Source organism: Candidatus Merdisoma sp. HCP28S3_D10, from assembly GCF_052065835.1.
In the GTDB taxonomy this organism is placed as follows: Bacteria; Bacillota; Clostridia; order Lachnospirales; family Lachnospiraceae; genus Laedolimicola.
On sequence record NZ_JBQHTG010000003.1, the window covers coordinates 149,091 to 165,104 of the forward strand.

Genomic DNA, 16,014 nt, shown 5'->3' on the forward strand with positions numbered 1-16,014 from the left:
AGAATATGAAGAAAGAGATTTTGCTGAGTATCTCGGGTCTTCACATGATAGAGGAAGAGGACGCCAATGTGGAGGTCGTCACAGCCGGAGATTATTATAACCGGGACGGCAGACATTACGTGCTCTATGACGAGGTTGTGGAGGGCATGAGCGGACACATCAGCAATACCATTAAAATCGGGGAGAATTCCCTCGAGGTGATGAAGCGTGGCCTGACCAACGCCAGAATGGTGTTTGAGAAGGGAAAGAAAACCCTGACCCGGTATCAGACGCCCTATGGCTTACTGAACCTGGGGATTCTGGCCAGGGAAGTGAAGGTGGAAGAAAAGGACGACGCCATTGACGTGGCGGTGGATTACGTGCTGGAGGTTAACGAAGAACAGCTGGCCGAGTGCAGGATTCAAATGAAAATCCGGCCCAGAGAGGCAGGGCATATCAACCTGCAGGTCGATTCATAAAAAGAAAACAGATTACAAAAAACAGGAGTTCCGGTCCGGAACTCCTGTTTTGCATTACTTGTGTTTTATTTTTTACCAAAATGACGCTTGAAGAAGCCCTGCTTCTTCACCGGCACTTCCAGTCCGCCGCGGGCGCTCTTGATCTCTGTGATGTAGATACCGCTCACAACGACCTTGACTTCCTTCTTTACCGGAAGCAGCTCAAAGACCTGGGCGTCGCAGGCAAGCGTCATGATTCTCGGACCAACCTTTGCCTTGACAATCGGAAGCTTGTTTCTGCGAAGCAGCTTCGGCGTCTGCTGGATAACCTGTTCGGGCAGTCCGGATTCGGACAACTTCAGCTTCTTTTTGTCGATGATCAGCATGCTGACGGTCTGTGCTACAGCCTCCATCTGCTCCTTCTGGGCAATCTGGCGGCGCTGTGCTTTTCTTCCTACAAAGTACAGTACTACAAGCGCAACAACCAGTACTACTAAAATTACAAGTAATATAATCGTAAGCTTAGACATAATTCCTTGTTCCTCCTAGGCATTTCACATGAGTGCTATTATAACAGTTTTTGTGGTAAAGTGCAAGGAAAAATGGTAGAATACAGGCAACAGTGCAAACCGTGTGGACAGATGGAGATGAGCGTATGGAATTTTTGATGGGGCTGGGACACGTAATCCTCCGGACGGCAGATTTCTGGATGGATCATTTGTTTTTTATCAATGTGATACTTTCGATTGTGATTGTTTTTTTTGAGCGCAGGGATCCGAAGACAGTCTGGACCTGGCTTCTGGTGCTGTACTTTATTCCGATTCTGGGTATTTTTCTGTATTTTATCATCGGCTATGACTTCCACAAGCGGCAGATGTTCCGGACCAAGGAGATCGAGGACGCTATGTATTCGGCAGTCAGCAGACAGGAGGAAAGTATCTTCCGGGATGAATTTTCCCCCACGGATCCCCGGCTTCGGAAGTTCTCGGATACGGTGCTGATGAACCTGGAGGCGGCGGACGCGGTCTATACGGCGGACAACGAGGTAGCGATCTATACCGACGGAAAAGAAAAGTTCCGGGCTCTATATAAGGAAATGGAGCGGGCGGAAAAATTTATTCATATCCAATATTATATCATCCGCAGTGACGAACTCTGGAAGCCCATCGAGGAGCTTCTGAAGCGCAAGGTGCAGGAGGGCGTGGAGGTCCGGATTCTCTACGACAGCATGGGCTGCCGGAAAATGAAGCGTTCGGACTGGAAACGCATCCGGGCTGCCGGGATCCAGGTGGGTGAGTTCTTCCCGGCTATTCTGGGCAATCTCCAGCTTCGGATAAACTATCGAAATCATCGGAAAATCGTAGTCATAGACGGCAGGACGGCCTTTGTGGGCGGCTTCAACATCGGCCGGGAATATCTGGGGCTGGATCCGAAGTTCGGTTACTGGCGGGATACTCACCTGCGGATCCGGGGAAGCGCGGTGCTGGCGCTGCATATCCGGTTTATTCTGGACTGGAACTACGCCACAAAGCAGAACCTCTTTATCAACGACAGCTATTTTTCCTGGCATCCGGAGGAAAAACCCGGAAACGAGGCCATTCAGATCATTTCCAGCGGCCCGGATTCCAAGTGGCAGAATATCCGCAACGTCTATCTGAAAATGATCAGCAAGGCCCGGAAAAGTATCTATATCCAGACGCCCTATTTCATTCCGGACGGCGCGGTCCTGGACGCCCTGCGGATTGCGGCCATGTCCGGCGTGGATGTGCGGGTCATGATTCCCTGCAAGCCGGATCACCCGCTGGTATACTGGGCGACCTATTCCTATATCGGGGATCTTTTGGAGGCCGGAGCCAAATGCTACACCTATGACGGGGGCTTTCTCCATGCCAAGGGTATGGTGGTGGATGGACTGGTGAGCTGCTATGGTACGGCAAATATGGATATCCGCAGCTTCAAGCTGAATTTTGAGGTGAACGCGGTGATCTACAGTGTCCGTGTGGCACGGAAAATGGAGGAAATTTTCCGGGAAGATCTGAAATCCTGTACGCAGGTGACGGAATATCTCTATGGGAAACGCTCTTATCTGGTGCGGGTCAGGGAACAATTTTCCAGGCTGTTTTCGCCGGTTCTGTAAGGAGTTTCTTATGTAAGCTAATGCGACCCGCCGCAGGCGTAGAATCCTGCTTCGCAGGACTCTTTCTTGTTCCTACAGGTAAAATGTGATATGGTAAGAAAAGCGGAGCATAGCTTCGAATTCTGATAAAAAGAGGAGATTACAAAAAATGAAAAAGAGATGGATTGCGGCAGTCCTGGTGTGCGCCCTTGCGCTGACCGGAGGCTGTGGAAAAAGCAAAAGCACAGATACAGAAAATACTACCGGGACAGGCATTGCCGGCCAGTATCCGGACAGTAAGGTTACGAAGCTTGGCAATTATAAAGGCGTAGAGATTCCGAAGGAAGACGTGGAAGTAAACGACGACGAGGTGCAGAGCGAGATCGACAACCTGCTGGCTTCCTGTCCGGAGTATCAGAAGCTGGATAAGACTACCGTAGAGGATGGCGACTGGGTCAATATTGATTTCGTGGGCAAGAAGGACGGCGAGTCCTTCGAGGGCGGTTCCTCCCAGGAGGGCGGATATGATCTGCTGATTGGTTCTGGCTCCTTTATCGACGGCTTTGAGGACGGCCTGATTGGAAAAAATGTGGGAGACAACTTTGAGCTTCCTCTGACCTTCCCGGAGAACTATACGCCGAACCCGGATCTGGCAGGACAGGACGTGGTATTCGAGGTGACGGTCAACGCCATCGAGGAGGAAGTGACGCCGGAGTGGAACGACGCATTTGTACAGAAGAATACGGAATACCAGACGGTGGACGAGTATGTGGAAGCTACAAAGGCAAGCCTGCAGGAGCAGAAGGATTCCGATAAGGCATATTACGTGATGGAAGCCATTGTAAAGGATTCCGAGTTTGAATATGCCGATTCAGATGTACAGGCTCTGGTAGATACACAGAAGCAGCAGTATGAGCAGTACGCGTCCTATTTCAGCATGACGCTGGAGGATTTCCTGGCCAACAACGATATGACTGATGAGAAATTCGAGGAAAACGCGAAATTCCAGATTGGCTGTACGCTGGCCATTGACGCCATCGGAAAGGCGGAAAATATGACCCTGTCGGACGAGGAGTATCAGGGCGGCCTTTCGGATCTGGCTACCCAGTACGGTGCGGAGTCCGGAGAGGCCTTCGAGGAGCAGTACGGCAAAGAGGATATCGAGAACAACATTTTGTATGACAAGATTCTCGATTATGTGGTAGATCAGGCAGTTATAAAATAAATCAGAAAATAACAGAGAATGTAAGGCATTTCCGAATATCGGAAGTGTCTTATTTGTCATAAATAACTTGACAAATATGCCCCGCTGTCATACCTTTACAGGAGAAGATAGATGATAATATTTCTCAATAATACAAAAGTAAAAGAGGCAGAATATGACATTAAGAGAATTACCGATAGGGAAGACGGCCACCATCGTTTCCGTAGGGGGCGAGGGCGAGTTAAGACAGCATTTCCTGGATATGGGACTGATTCCCCAGGGAGAGGTGACCATGGTGAAGCTGGCGCCCATGGGAGACCCCATGGAGCTTCGGATTCACAGCTATGAGCTGACCCTGCGCCTGGCGGACGCAGAGAAAATCCAGATTGAAAATGTGCGGGACGCGAAAGCACAAAAGCCCAGAGAGAAGCGGGAACCCATCGCCCATCCGGGACTGGGTGAGGGTGGAAAGTATCATTTTAAAGAAACGGAAAATCCCCTTCCGGAGGGAACGCTGTTGACCTTTGCGCTGGCAGGCAACCAGAACTGCGGTAAGACCACCCTGTTTAATCAGCTTACCGGATCCAGTCAGCATGTGGGCAATTTCCCGGGTGTGACCGTGGACCGGAAGGACGGATCGATTCGCGGAAAGGAACATACCCTGGTGACGGATTTGCCGGGTATCTATTCCATGTCGCCTTATTCCAGCGAGGAGATTGTAACCCGGAATTTTTTGCTGAATGAGCATCCAAAGGGAATCATCAATATCGTGGACGCTACGAATATTGAGCGGAACCTGTATCTGACCATGCAGCTGATGGAGCTGGATATTCCCATGGTACTGGCTTTAAATATGATGGACGAGGTGCGGGAAAACGGCGGATCCATTCTCATCAACCGGATGGAGGAGATGCTGGGTATTCCGGTCGTTCCCATTTCCGCGGCGAAGAATGAGGGTATCGATGAGCTGGTATCCCATGCCCTGCATGTGGCAAAATATCAGGAGCGGCCCCAGGAGATCGACTACTGTGACGCCAACGAGGACGGTGGAGCGGTACACCGCTGTCTGCATGCTATCATGCACCTGATCGAGGATCACGCAAAGGAAGCGCAGATTCCGGTGCGTTTTGCGGCCTCCAAGCTGGCAGAGGGTGATAGGCTGATTCTGGAAGCGCTGCACCTGGATCAGAATGAGAAAGAGATGTTGGAGCATATCGTAACCCAGATGGAGACGGAGCGGGGGCTGGATCGGTCCGCGGCTATTGCCCATATGCGTTTTGATTTTATCGGAAACGTCTGTGACGAGACAGTGGTAAAGCCCCATGAGAGCAAGGAACACCTGCGCAGCGTACAGATTGACCGGGTTCTGACCGGAAAATACACGGCGATTCCCTGCTTCGTGGGAATTATGGGACTGGTCTTCTATCTGACCTTCGGCGTAATCGGCGCGTTTTTGTCCGGGCTTCTGGATCAGGGCATTACGGCGCTGGGCACTGCCGTGGATCACTGGCTGACCGCGGGGGGCGCAAGCGATGTGATTCATTCCCTGGTGATTGACGGTATCTTCAACGGCGTAGGCAGTGTGCTGAGCTTCTTGCCGATTATCGTGACGCTGTTCTTTTTCCTGTCCCTTCTGGAGGACAGCGGTTATATGGCCCGGGTAGCTTTCGTTATGGACAAACTGCTCCGGAAAATCGGCCTGTCCGGACGGAGTATTGTCCCCATGCTGGTGGGATTCGGCTGTACGGTTCCGGGCGTCATGGCCAGCCGTACCCTGCCCTCTGAGCGCGACCGGAAAATGACCATTCTGCTGACGCCCTTTATGAGCTGCTCCGCAAAGCTTCCCATCTATGGCTTTTTTGCGGCGGCCTTTTTCCCGGGAAAAGCGGCGCTGGTGATGATAGTCCTGTATTTTGGCGGAATCGTGATGGGAATTCTGATGGCGCTGCTTCTGCGTCACACCATGTTCAGCGGTGAGGCGGTGCCCTTCGTTATGGAGCTGCCCAATTACCGTCTGCCGGGAGCGAAGAATGTGGGCCATCTGCTCTGGGACAAGGCGAAGGATTTTCTGCAGCGCGCCTTTACGGTAATCTTTATGGCGACGCTGGTGATCTGGTTCCTGCAGACTTTTGATCTGCACCTGACCCAGGTGACAGATTCCCAGAACAGTATCCTGGCGCATGTGGCGGGAATCATCGCGCCGATCTTTAAGCCCATGGGCTTTGGCGACTGGCGGATTTCTACGGCGCTGATCACAGGCTTCCTGGCAAAGGAGAGCGTGGTATCGACCCTGTCGATTCTGTTTGGCGGAACAGAGGCGCTGATGAATCTTCTGACGCCGCTGGCCGTTGTGAGCCTTCTGACCTTCTGCCTGCTCTACACGCCCTGTGTGGCAGCCATTGCCTCTATTAAACGGGAACTGGGCGGAAAATGGGCTGTGGCAGTTGTGATTCTCCAGTGCGTAATTGCCTGGATAGCGGCATTCGCGGTACACACAGTAGGGATGCTGGTGTAATGTTGTATACAATGTACTATCCTTCCCCACTGGGAAGAATGCTTCTGGCGGCAGATGAGGAAGGGCTCGTCGGCGCATGGTTTGAAGGACAGAAATACTACGGCTCTGTGTTGGGAGATGACATTTTGCAAGAGAAAAATGACATTTTGCGCAGGGCAGAGCAGTGGCTGGATCTTTATTTTTCGGGAACAGAACCGGATTTTATGCCGGCCATTCATCTGACAGGCTCGGATTTCCGGAAGCAGGTGTGGAAGCTGTTGCTGGAGATTCCCTATGGGCAGACCAGAACTTATGGTGATATCGCGGAACAGATTGCCGCTGAAAATGGAAGAAAAAGCATGTCCGCCCAGGCGGTAGGCGGAGCAGTCGGGCACAATCCTGTGTCTATCATCATTCCGTGTCACCGGGTCGTCGGAGCAAAGGGAAGCCTGACCGGATATGCCGGAGGGCTTGACAGAAAAGCGAAATTGTTGGAATGGGAGCAGACAGAGCATGATAGAAGTTCGTGACGCTACAGAGAAGGATGCGGAGCGTATTCTGGAAATATATGATTATTATGTGAGAAACACAGCGATCACTTTTGAATATGATACGCCCAGCCTGGAAGAATTCCGGGAGCGTATGGAAAAGATTATGCGGAAGTATCCCTATCTTGTGATCCTGCAGGACGGAGAAATCAAAGGCTATGCTTATGCGCGGGAATTTGTCGGCAGAGCAGCCTATGACTGGTCCTGCGAAATGACGATCTATCTCGACCACAGGGCAAAAAAGTGCGGACTGGGAAGAATTCTCTATGAAACGCTGGAGAAGGCGCTGCAGGATATGGGCATTCTGAACCTATACGCCTGCATCGGTTATCCGGAGCAGGAGGACGAATATCTGACGGCCAACAGCGCGGATTTTCATGCGCATCTGGGATACACCAAAGTAGGGGAATTTCACCGATGCGGCTATAAATTCGGGCGGTGGTACCATATGATCTGGATGGAGAAAATGATTGCAGAGCACAGGGAGGTACAGCCGCCTGTCAAGAGTTATCCGGAGCTTTCGGGTATTCCTCTTGGAGGGAAAAATAAAATATGAGTTTTTTGTTGGGTATTATTTATCTTTCTTTTATCAGCCTGGGACTGCCGGACGCCCTGTTAGGTTCGGCATGGCCGAATATGTATCCGGAGTTTCAGGTTCCGGTGTCTTACGCAGGTATGATTTCCATGATCATCGCGTTTGGAACGATTTTGTTCAGCCTGCAAAGTGATCGCCTCACCAAATGCTTTGGAACGGGTAAGGTGACGGCGGCGAGTGTGGGGATTACCGCACTGGCGCTGTGGGGCTTTTCCGTCAGTCACAGCTTTCTCCAGCTGTGTTTATGGGCGATTCCCTATGGACTGGGAGCAGGAAGCGTCGACGCTTCCCTGAATAATTATGTGGCGCTGCATTACGCCAGCAAGCATATGAGCTGGCTGCATTGTATGTGGGGAGTGGGAACGACACTGGGACCCTACATCATGGGAGCGGTACTTACCGGCGGAGCCGCGTGGAATATGGGATATCGGGTTATATCGCTTTTGCAGATTGTACTTACAGCAGTTTTGATCATCAGTCTCCCTAAGTGGAAGGAAGAGAATTCTGCAGGAGAGGAAACAAAGGGTGGGAAACCGCTCACCCTCAGGGAAATTATATCGATTCCGGGGGCAAAGGCAAGCATGCTTTGTTTCTTCTGCTATTGCGCTGTCGAGCAGACAACGATGCTTTGGGCAAGCAGCTACTTGAATCTTGCAAAAGGAATCGACGCCAAAACAGCTGCTTCCTTTGCCGGAATGTTTTGTATCGGGATTACCGTCGGACGTGGAATCAACGGCTTTATAGCCATGAAATGGAAGGACGAACAGATGGTCCGTATGGGTGAGGGTATTATACTGATGGGAATTCTGGTAATGCTGCTGCCCCTGGGAAATCTTGCGTCCCTGATTGGATTTTCCCTGATTGGTCTGGGATGTGCGCCTGTATATCCCTGTATTATTCACTCGACACCGGAATATTTTGGAGCAGAACGTTCGCAGGCCATGATAGGAGTCCAGATGGCAAGCGCTTATGTCGGCATATGTCTGATGCCGCCCTTCTTTGGTCTGCTTGCAAATCACATATCGATTCGGATACTTCCTCTATACTTGCTGCTTTTTCTTGTAATTATGGGAATAATGTATGAATTGTTGAATAAGAAATAAAAAAGGGGCTGCCGCACGAAACTTAAATTCGTGCGGCAGCCCCTTTACTTAGCGGTTTACATAATTCAAAATCATTGCCAGCGCCAACATATGCACCGGATAAAATCCATAGCACAGATACTGGAAGGGTTTGCTGTGGTAGCCCTGTCGTCCGCGGTACAGCCAGATGGGAATCAGCGCCAACAGCGCCAGTCCCTGCTGACAGATCTCAAATTCGTTTCTGAACAGGTGAATGGGATACATCAGACCACCCAGCATTTCTACATTGACCCAGTAAAGCGCAAGGAACTGTCCCAGCAGGCACCACCATTTCCGTCCCCGGAAAAAATAGAAAATAAATACCGTCAGTATGCCCGCGCCGTAGTAGTCAACCATGCCCAGGGTTCCCAGTATCGTCCAGATTACAGTGACCGGGGCTGCCATAAGCAGGTACAGCCAGGTTTTCTGCTTTTTGCGTACAGCTTCCATCAGATGAACGCCGAGAAGAGCCAGAAGCAACGTCCAGATTACGTTCTGGTGAACCGGATAAAACCAGGTTCCGCCGTACATCAGATCAAAGGGGATCTCAGAGAGAACCGCGAATAACAGCAGACGCTGGGCGTATTTTTTAAAACTGTGGGTGTGAAAATATCCTTCTACCGCCATAAACGCAAAGATAGGAAAGGCCAGTCTTCCGGCGCAGGTCAGCCAGTCCCAGGACGGGAGAAGCGTAGCCCAGAGATGATCCATTAACATCAGCGTCATGGCAAGGATATGCAGCGCCGCGGCGCTTAAGTCGTGATTTTTTTTCATTTACTACTTCATAAAGATGGAAATTTTATAATCTGGCGGCAATCTGTCTGGCCACGTAGACTCCGCTTGCAGAAGCGTGGGACAGAGAATGGGTAATACCGCTTCCGTCGCCGATGATATATAAGCCTTCGTGACAGGTCATAAGATTGTGATCCAGCTCGACCTCCATATTGTAGAATTTTACTTCTACGCCATACAGCAGGGTATCATCGTTGGCGGTTCCGGGCGCAATCTTATCCAGCGCGTAAATCATTTCGATAATACCGTCCAGGATTCGCTTCGGAAGAACCAGGCTTAAGTCTCCCGCCGCGGCGTTTAAGGTGGGCACGGTAAAGGATTCGCTGATTCTTTCCGGAGTGCTTCTGCGGCCCCGGATCAGATCGCCGAAGCGCTGGACAATGACCCCGCCGCCCAGCATATTGCTTAATCTCGCGATACTTTCTCCGTATCCGTTGGAATCCTTGAAGGGCTCTGAGAAATGCTTTGCGACCAGTAACGCGAAGTTGGTATTATTGGTCTGCTTGGCCGGATCCTCATAGCTGTGTCCGTTTACGGTGACAATTCCGTTGGTATTCTCGTTTACGACTTCTCCCTTGGGATTCATACAGAAGGTGCGCACCAGATCCTCGTATTTGGAGGTGCGGTACACAATCTTGCTTTCGTATAATTCATCCGTCAGATGGGAGAAAATTCCGGCGGGAAGCTCCACACGCACGCCGATATCCACGCGGTTGGAATTGGTATGGATATTCAGATCACGACATACCTGCTCCATCCATTTGCTGCCGCTTCGTCCTGCGGAAATTACACATTCTTTTCCCTCATAACAGGAATCCCCGTGATAGATCCGATATCCCTGATCCAGCTTTTCCACCTTATTGATAAAGCAGTTAAAATGAAAATCCACGTTCTTTTTCAGATGATCATATAAATGCTCCAGAACGATATAGTTAATATCTGTTCCCAGGTGCCGGACAGAAGCGTCCAAAAGATGCAGGCCATTTTGCATACAGCTGGTTTTCAGATTGGAGCCGGCAGTGGTATACAGTTTTGTGCCCTCGCCGCCGAAAGCCAGATTAATCTTATCGACATATTCCATCAATTCCAGGGCGGATTTTTTCCCGATATACTCATACAAGGTACCGCCAAAATCGTTGGTGATATTGTATTTTCCGTCTGAGAATGCCCCTGCGCCGCCAAAGCCGCTCATGATAGAACAGTTTTTGCAGTGAATACAGGATTTGATTTTATCGCCGTCAATGGGACAGTGACGTTTTTTTAATTCATTTCCCATTTCAAAAACAGCAATCCGTAAATCCGGTCTTTTTTCCAATAATTCATATGCGGTGAAGATGCCTCCCGGCCCTGCTCCTACAATTAATACATCATACATTTCCGTTACCTCCTGAAATAAAAAAATGACTACCGATAGGGTAGTCAACCAGTTTGGCGGTTGGTAGAAACGTCTGCCCGTTTTGCAGACTTATACCCAATTTATTATACCTGAAAAGGAGCATGGTTTCAATACCGGGTTTTGCTTATATAGAGAATCTGTTTCCGGCAGGGTATAACCGCAGTTTCTCCTTCATAAGATGTAAAAAACGTTCTTATGGGGGAAAACCTTGAAGGATTATATCGAAGAACGAGCGGTAAATATAGCGAATTATATTATTGAAAACAACGCGACAGTGCGGCAGACAGCGAAGAAATTTGGAATCAGTAAGAGTACGGTACATAAGGATGTAGCAGACCGCCTTCTCCATATCAATCCGGGCCTTGCAAGACAGGCCCGGAAGGTTCTGGATATCAATAAATCAGAGCGGCATATCCGGGGAGGACTGGCTACGAGAGAAAAGTATCTGCATCAGCACGGGGTATAAGGAAAGTTTAAAAGGAGCCATACCAGTCTCAAAAAGTAAAAATACTACATTTAGAATGTTCCAATCATTGTTATACTATATATGGTATGATAATGATTGGAATTTTGTTTGTAATAGGGGGGATTTCTAACCATTAGTATATACGGTTCATCAAAAATCAGGTAAAATCATGTATAAGAAATCAAGTGATCGTTTTTACACAGGGCTGGAGGTGAGTGGGGAGATTTTGCAGGCGAAATGGACGAAATAATCAACGATATCTTTGGGTGGTTTTGCTTTTGGGAGTGATGAATATGAAAAAAATAAGATTAAAGAGAATGGTATGGATTGTAATGTGTATGCTTTTGACAGCGTTTCTGGGAGCCTGTGGCTCAAAGCCCGATCACAAGCTGGGAGATCCGGGGACAACGAAAACTCCGGGAACAGAGAAGGAGCAGAAAACGGGAGCAGGAACGGAGACGGAAGCTGCAGCGGCAGAAGCTGTGGAGTGGAGTGATTTTTGCGGCGAATGGATTCTGGCAGGCTATGAGTATGGGGATACCTTAGAGGATACGGAGCCCTCCGACAAAAATACGTATTATCTGCCGGATCACCAGTGGGAATATTCCCAGCTTTTCATATATGATGAAGATGACAAGCTGTACGCAGATTACTACGTCAGCGGATATCAGGCAGAATCCATCAATGGAATGGCTCTCGTGGAAGAGGATTCCGCTTCCGGGAATTTGCCCTTTGCAAGCTTAAAAAACAGATCGGATATGGAACAGACGACGCGGACAGTGACCCTGATAGGAAAAAATGAACTCCGGTATTGCGAGCGGTATTCCGGACTGGAATGTGACGCAGATCATATGCTGATCGCGACCTATCTGCGGGACGGGTCGAAGGAACTGGAGCAGAGCGCGGAATATCAGTATCTGAATGAGGTAACGGTATCGACCGTACAGGAGCTGATAGAGGCAATTCAGAACAGAACCAAGATTATCCTGAAGGAAGGCGTATACAATTTTAGCGAAATTGACTGCGACAGTATAAAAAATCCTAATATTGACTGGATCAGGGATTATGAAGGACAGACAGAGTTTACCGTACGAAATGTCCAGAATCTGTGTCTGGAAGCAGAGGAAGGAGCCAGGGTAGAGATTAGTACGGAGAATCGCTATGCGCGGACGCTGGCCTTTGAAGATTCCCAGGAGGTTACGCTTCGCGGACTGATCTGCGGGCATGAGGTGGAGCCGGGATATTGTACCGGAAGTGTCGTTTCTCTTTCCCAATGCAGCCATATGGCCATAGAGAACTGTGATTTATATGGCTGCGGAACCTATGGAATAGAAGCTTATCATATCTTTGGCCTGGCGGTGGCAGACACGGATATCTATGAGTGTTCCTATGGTCTTATCTGGCTTTCTGAGGTAGAAAACGCATCATTTTCAAACTGCAGCTTCCTGAACAGTGAAGAGTACAGTATGTTTTCCTTCCTTGCCTGCTACAGTATCCAGCTGGAGAACTGTAAGATTCTGGGAAACCGGGCACCCTCGGAGTATAACTCTTTTATAAACTGTCAGGACTCCCTGGAGGTTACCTTTGAGAACTGTCTGTTCCGTGAAAATGAGTATGAGGTTTTTCTGGCAGAAGGATATAATCCGCCGACCAACACGATTTTCTTTGAGAATTGTACGGTAGAGGACGGAAAAAAGGATTTGGAATACCCGGAAGGAATTACGCAGAAGACCTATGAATAAAAGCTTCCGGAGGACGGAACCGGGAAGGGAGGCGGGAGTTGGTGAAACATTTAAAAAAACTGACGATTCTTCATTCCAATGATATGCACGGGGATTTTCTGGCGGAGCAGATAGATGAAAAGCTGGTGGGAGGGGTATCCTTCCTCTCCGGCTATGTGAATCTGGTACGGAAGCAGGAGAAAAATGTGCTCTATGCGATTGCGGGAGATATGTTCCGCGGTTCTGTCATTGATTCCGAGTATAAGGGCGTGTCAACCATCGGCATTATGAATCTGCTGGGGCCGGACGTGGCGACCATCGGGAATCATGAGGTGGATTACGGACTGTCCCATCTTCTGTTCCTGGAGAAATGCGCGAATTTTCCTATTATTAACGCCAATTTCCATATCCGGGCAAACCGGAAGCGGCTGTTCCAGCCCTTTTACATTGCGGAAATGGACGGCATGAAGATCCTTTTTATAGGAATTATTACGGAGGACGTGCTGGCGCAGACAAAGGCAGACGAGCTGATTGGTTCCTTCGTGGACATCGGGGAGGCAGCCCAGGAGGTTGGAAATATCTGTAACGCATATAATGCGATTGATATTGATTTTACAGTGCTTCTGACGCATATCGGCTTTGAGGAAGATAAAAAACTGGCGGCCCTGCTGGATCCGGCCTGGGGCGTGGACGTGATCATCGGCGGTCATTCGCATACCTTTCTGACAGAGCCCGCCCTGGTAAATGGAATCTATATTGTGCAGGCAGGAACCGGTACAGATCAGATTGGGCGGTTTGATATTATGGTGGATACGGATCTCAATGCAATCGATACCTTTACCTGGCAGCTTGTTCCGATCAACAACACCACCTGTCAGAAAGATGAAGAAATGGAAGAATTCATCAATCATTACCGGCGGGAGACGGATAAAAAATATGACCGTATCGTAACAAGATTTACAAAATGCCTGACGCATCCGGTAAGAAATCGGGAAACGGCCCTGGGAAATCTGATTGCGGATATCTTGCGGGACAGTCTGGGAATCGATCTGGCGCTGATGGGATCCGGAGCTATCCGGAATTATGAACTGGGACCGGTGGTCCATTATCAGGATCTGGTGGAATGCCTTCCCTATGACGAAGCGATGTATATGGTTCAGGTGAACGGGGCACAGCTGGAACGGATGCTGCGTTACATTCTGCGGGAAGAAGCGTTTGAGGGAGAGCATACGGAGTTTTATCAGTTTTCCCATGGGCTGCATATCGTCTGGTCCCGCAGCCTGCAGGAGTTTGAAACGCTGACCCTGGAGGGAAAGGCGCTGAATGAGCAGAAGCTATACTCCATTGCCCTGTCGAAATACCATTATATGAATATGCAGGATTTTCTGACGGTATCCCTGGAGGAGGCGAAGGCCAACGCGCTTCCCCGCGTGCTGGCTACCTCCTGCCGGGATATCGTAGAGGAATATATGATGGTAAATCCTCACCTTTCCCGGGAGGTAGAGGGCAGGTTGGTAGTGAAAGCATAGAAGAAAGAAATCGTTGATCCGGAAGGAGAAAAACCATTGCTGTGCGCAAAAAATGTACGGCAATGGTATTTTTGATAGAAAATTGACAAAAATTCAGATATAGGGTATACGTTTTTTGGGAAAAAAGGTATAATGAAGATAAGTTTTCTGTATAGAAAAAAGAAAATGGGAAATATGGGGGGATTCTATGAAAAAAGGGAGGAACATCACCGGGCGTCTGGGGTATGGTCTGCTCGGTCTGTTGCTCGTTATAAGCCTGGCAGGCTGCGGGAGGGCAGCGTCCGGGGAACCGGTTACCGTTACCATCTGGCATGTCTATGGAGGCCAGGCAGAATCACCGCTCAATGATATGATAGCGGAATTTAATGAGACAGTGGGAAAGGAAGAAAATATCCAGGTACAGGTGGGAAGCGTCACCAATACCAATACGATCCATGAGAACGTGTTGTCCTCGGCATTTGGGGATCCGGGAGCAGAGGAGCTGCCGGATATGTTTGTTTCCTATCCGAAGACCGTGTTGGCATTGCCTGATGAAACAGAGCTGGTGGATTATCAGGACTATTTTTCTGAGGAGGAATTAAGCGGCTTTATTCCGGCTTTTCTTACAGAGGGACAGATCGGCGGCAGACAGCTGATCCTTCCGGTTGCGAAGTCCACGGAGATTATGTTTGTAAATGAAACGGCATTTAACCGGTATGCGGAAGTCAGCGGAGCTTCTCTTTCCGATCTGGAAACCTGGGAGGGAATCTTCCGTCTGGCCGAGGATTACACCAGATGGACGGATGAGCAGACACCGGATATTCCGGAGGACGGAAAACCTTTTTTTGTCCATGATTATCATTTTAACTATTTTCAGGTAGGCGTAGAGTCCCTGGGAGAGCATTTCTTTACGAAGGACGGAACGGAGCTTGTCTTTGGTCCGGCCTTTGAACGGGTGTGGGCACCCTATGCCAGAGCGGCAGTGGAGGGCGGTATCTGGCTTCAGAGCGGTTACGCCACAGAACCGCTGCGAACCGGGGATTCCGTCGTGTCCGTGGCCTCCTCTGCCAGCGTCCTGTACTATTCCGATACGGTGACCTATGTGGACAATACCACAGAGAAGGTGAATATGATTTCGATGCCCTGTCCGGTTTTTGAAAATGGGGAAAAGCTGGTAATGCAGCGGGGCGCGGGAATCTGCACGGTAAAGTCTACTCCTGAGCGGGAAAAAGCCTGTATCACATTTTTAAAGTGGCTGACAGACCCGGAGCGGAATGTGGAATTTGTGACACAGCTGGGATATATGCCGGTAAAACAGGAATCCTTTGAAAAATATCTTCCGGCTGCAATCGACCGGCTTCAGGATCCCATGTATCAGTCTCTGTACCAGGCATATTTACAGACTCAGGAGCAATATATCTTCTATACGGCTCCGCAGTATGATACCTATCTGGAGATGGAAACCAGATTTGAGGATCTGGTCCGCCAGAAGCTTCAGATTGCGCGCCGTTCTTTCCTGGAACTTCCGGAGCAGTCTCCGGAGGAGCTGGCAGAGACAACACTGGAAAGCTTCAAGAAGGATTATCAGTCCTGAAAGTAAGAAAGGCGGTGACGCA

General features: G+C 49.5%; 14 protein-coding genes and 1 riboswitch. Of the genes, 11 read left to right on the plus strand and 3 right to left on the minus strand.

Annotated features, from left to right (window positions below):
- Positions 1–5: 5 nt before the first annotated feature.
- The gene (locus tag ACTNCH_RS09050; protein WP_441018668.1) at positions 6–458 is read left to right on the plus strand and encodes a DUF1934 domain-containing protein; all 453 of its coding nucleotides are present in this window, start codon (positions 6–8) and stop codon (positions 456–458) included.
- Positions 459–523: 65 nt separating this feature from the next.
- On the opposite strand, the gene ACTNCH_RS09055 is transcribed toward ACTNCH_RS09050, so the two are convergent.
- Positions 524–967, minus strand: coding sequence for a hypothetical protein (locus tag ACTNCH_RS09055; protein WP_441018670.1), 444 nt, complete (start codon positions 965–967; stop codon positions 524–526).
- Between the two features lie 125 nt (positions 968–1,092).
- On the opposite strand from ACTNCH_RS09055, the gene cls reads away from it, so the two are divergent.
- The 6 genes from cls to ACTNCH_RS09085 all read left to right on the plus strand — a co-directional run bounded on the left by cls (position 1,093) and on the right by ACTNCH_RS09085 (position 8,497).
- Positions 1,093–2,574 (plus strand): cardiolipin synthase, encoded by a 1,482-nt coding sequence (gene cls, locus ACTNCH_RS09060; RefSeq protein ID WP_441018672.1) that lies wholly within the window; start codon positions 1,093–1,095, stop codon positions 2,572–2,574.
- Between the two features lie 148 nt (positions 2,575–2,722).
- The gene (gene tig / locus ACTNCH_RS09065; protein ID WP_441018674.1) at positions 2,723–3,778 is read left to right on the plus strand and encodes a trigger factor; all 1,056 of its coding nucleotides are present in this window, start codon (positions 2,723–2,725) and stop codon (positions 3,776–3,778) included.
- 154 nt (positions 3,779–3,932) lie between these two features.
- Positions 3,933–6,272 (plus strand): ferrous iron transport protein B, encoded by a 2,340-nt coding sequence (gene feoB, locus ACTNCH_RS09070; RefSeq protein WP_441018676.1) that lies wholly within the window; start codon positions 3,933–3,935, stop codon positions 6,270–6,272.
- Positions 6,272–6,781 (plus strand): methylated-DNA--[protein]-cysteine S-methyltransferase, encoded by a 510-nt coding sequence (locus tag ACTNCH_RS09075; RefSeq protein ID WP_441018678.1) that lies wholly within the window; start codon positions 6,272–6,274, stop codon positions 6,779–6,781. The genes feoB and ACTNCH_RS09075 overlap by 1 nt, the downstream gene beginning before the upstream one ends.
- Positions 6,765–7,355 carry an N-acetyltransferase family protein gene (locus ACTNCH_RS09080; RefSeq protein ID WP_441018680.1) on the plus strand — a complete coding sequence of 197 codons (591 nt, stop codon included), beginning with the start codon at positions 6,765–6,767 and terminating at the stop codon, positions 7,353–7,355. Before ACTNCH_RS09075 ends, ACTNCH_RS09080 begins: the two co-directional genes overlap by 17 nt.
- Positions 7,352–8,497, plus strand: coding sequence for an MFS transporter (locus ACTNCH_RS09085; RefSeq protein ID WP_441018682.1), 1,146 nt, complete (start codon positions 7,352–7,354; stop codon positions 8,495–8,497). Before ACTNCH_RS09080 ends, ACTNCH_RS09085 begins: the two co-directional genes overlap by 4 nt.
- Before the next feature lie 48 nt (positions 8,498–8,545).
- On the opposite strand, the gene ACTNCH_RS09090 is transcribed toward ACTNCH_RS09085, so the two are convergent.
- Together ACTNCH_RS09090 and ACTNCH_RS09095 are read right to left on the minus strand one after the other, a co-directional pair.
- A complete protein-coding gene (locus tag ACTNCH_RS09090) occupies positions 8,546–9,289 on the minus strand; it encodes a TraX family protein (RefSeq protein WP_441018684.1) in 744 nt (247 codons plus the stop codon).
- A gap of 25 nt (positions 9,290–9,314) precedes the next feature.
- Positions 9,315–10,682, minus strand: a complete 1,368-nt coding sequence (locus ACTNCH_RS09095; RefSeq protein ID WP_441018686.1) for an NAD(P)/FAD-dependent oxidoreductase — start codon at positions 10,680–10,682, stop codon at positions 9,315–9,317.
- Between the two features lie 21 nt (positions 10,683–10,703).
- Positions 10,704–10,800: riboswitch (purine riboswitch) on the minus strand.
- Between the two features lie 111 nt (positions 10,801–10,911).
- Between ACTNCH_RS09095 and spoIIID the strand changes: the two genes are divergently transcribed.
- From spoIIID to ACTNCH_RS09115, 4 genes are all read left to right on the plus strand, one after another.
- The gene (spoIIID, locus tag ACTNCH_RS09100) at positions 10,912–11,169 is read left to right on the plus strand and encodes a sporulation transcriptional regulator SpoIIID (protein WP_441018688.1); all 258 of its coding nucleotides are present in this window, start codon (positions 10,912–10,914) and stop codon (positions 11,167–11,169) included.
- 293 nt (positions 11,170–11,462) lie between these two features.
- On the plus strand, positions 11,463–12,911 hold the full coding sequence (locus ACTNCH_RS09105) for a right-handed parallel beta-helix repeat-containing protein (RefSeq protein ID WP_441018690.1): 1,449 nt from the start codon (positions 11,463–11,465) through the stop codon (positions 12,909–12,911).
- A gap of 41 nt (positions 12,912–12,952) precedes the next feature.
- Positions 12,953–14,419, plus strand: coding sequence for a bifunctional metallophosphatase/5'-nucleotidase (locus tag ACTNCH_RS09110; RefSeq protein ID WP_441018692.1), 1,467 nt, complete (start codon positions 12,953–12,955; stop codon positions 14,417–14,419).
- A gap of 187 nt (positions 14,420–14,606) precedes the next feature.
- Positions 14,607–15,992 (plus strand): extracellular solute-binding protein, encoded by a 1,386-nt coding sequence (locus tag ACTNCH_RS09115; protein ID WP_441018694.1) that lies wholly within the window; start codon positions 14,607–14,609, stop codon positions 15,990–15,992.
- Positions 15,993–16,014: the final 22 nt, after the last annotated feature.

What these genes read in the sequence shown, in the direction of transcription:
- ACTNCH_RS09105 (WP_441018690.1), top strand. Translation starts at nt 11,463, where the DNA reads ATGAAAAAAATAAGATTAAAGAGAATGGTATGGATTGTAATGTGTATG.
- ACTNCH_RS09085 (WP_441018682.1), top strand. Translation starts at nt 7,352, where the DNA reads ATGAGTTTTTTGTTGGGTATTATTTATCTTTCTTTTATCAGCCTGGGA.
- ACTNCH_RS09115 (WP_441018694.1), top strand. Translation starts at nt 14,607, where the DNA reads ATGAAAAAAGGGAGGAACATCACCGGGCGTCTGGGGTATGGTCTGCTC.
- ACTNCH_RS09075 (WP_441018678.1), top strand. Translation starts at nt 6,272, where the DNA reads ATGTTGTATACAATGTACTATCCTTCCCCACTGGGAAGAATGCTTCTG.
- tig (WP_441018674.1), top strand. Translation starts at nt 2,723, where the DNA reads ATGAAAAAGAGATGGATTGCGGCAGTCCTGGTGTGCGCCCTTGCGCTG.
- ACTNCH_RS09080 (WP_441018680.1), top strand. Translation starts at nt 6,765, where the DNA reads ATGATAGAAGTTCGTGACGCTACAGAGAAGGATGCGGAGCGTATTCTG.
- ACTNCH_RS09095 (WP_441018686.1), bottom strand. Translation starts at nt 10,682, where the DNA reads ATGTATGATGTATTAATTGTAGGAGCAGGGCCGGGAGGCATCTTCACC.
- cls (WP_441018672.1), top strand. Translation starts at nt 1,093, where the DNA reads ATGGAATTTTTGATGGGGCTGGGACACGTAATCCTCCGGACGGCAGAT.
- ACTNCH_RS09090 (WP_441018684.1), bottom strand. Translation starts at nt 9,289, where the DNA reads ATGAAAAAAAATCACGACTTAAGCGCCGCGGCGCTGCATATCCTTGCC.
- ACTNCH_RS09050 (WP_441018668.1), top strand. Translation starts at nt 6, where the DNA reads ATGAAGAAAGAGATTTTGCTGAGTATCTCGGGTCTTCACATGATAGAG.
- ACTNCH_RS09055 (WP_441018670.1), bottom strand. Translation starts at nt 967, where the DNA reads ATGTCTAAGCTTACGATTATATTACTTGTAATTTTAGTAGTACTGGTT.
- feoB (WP_441018676.1), top strand. Translation starts at nt 3,933, where the DNA reads ATGACATTAAGAGAATTACCGATAGGGAAGACGGCCACCATCGTTTCC.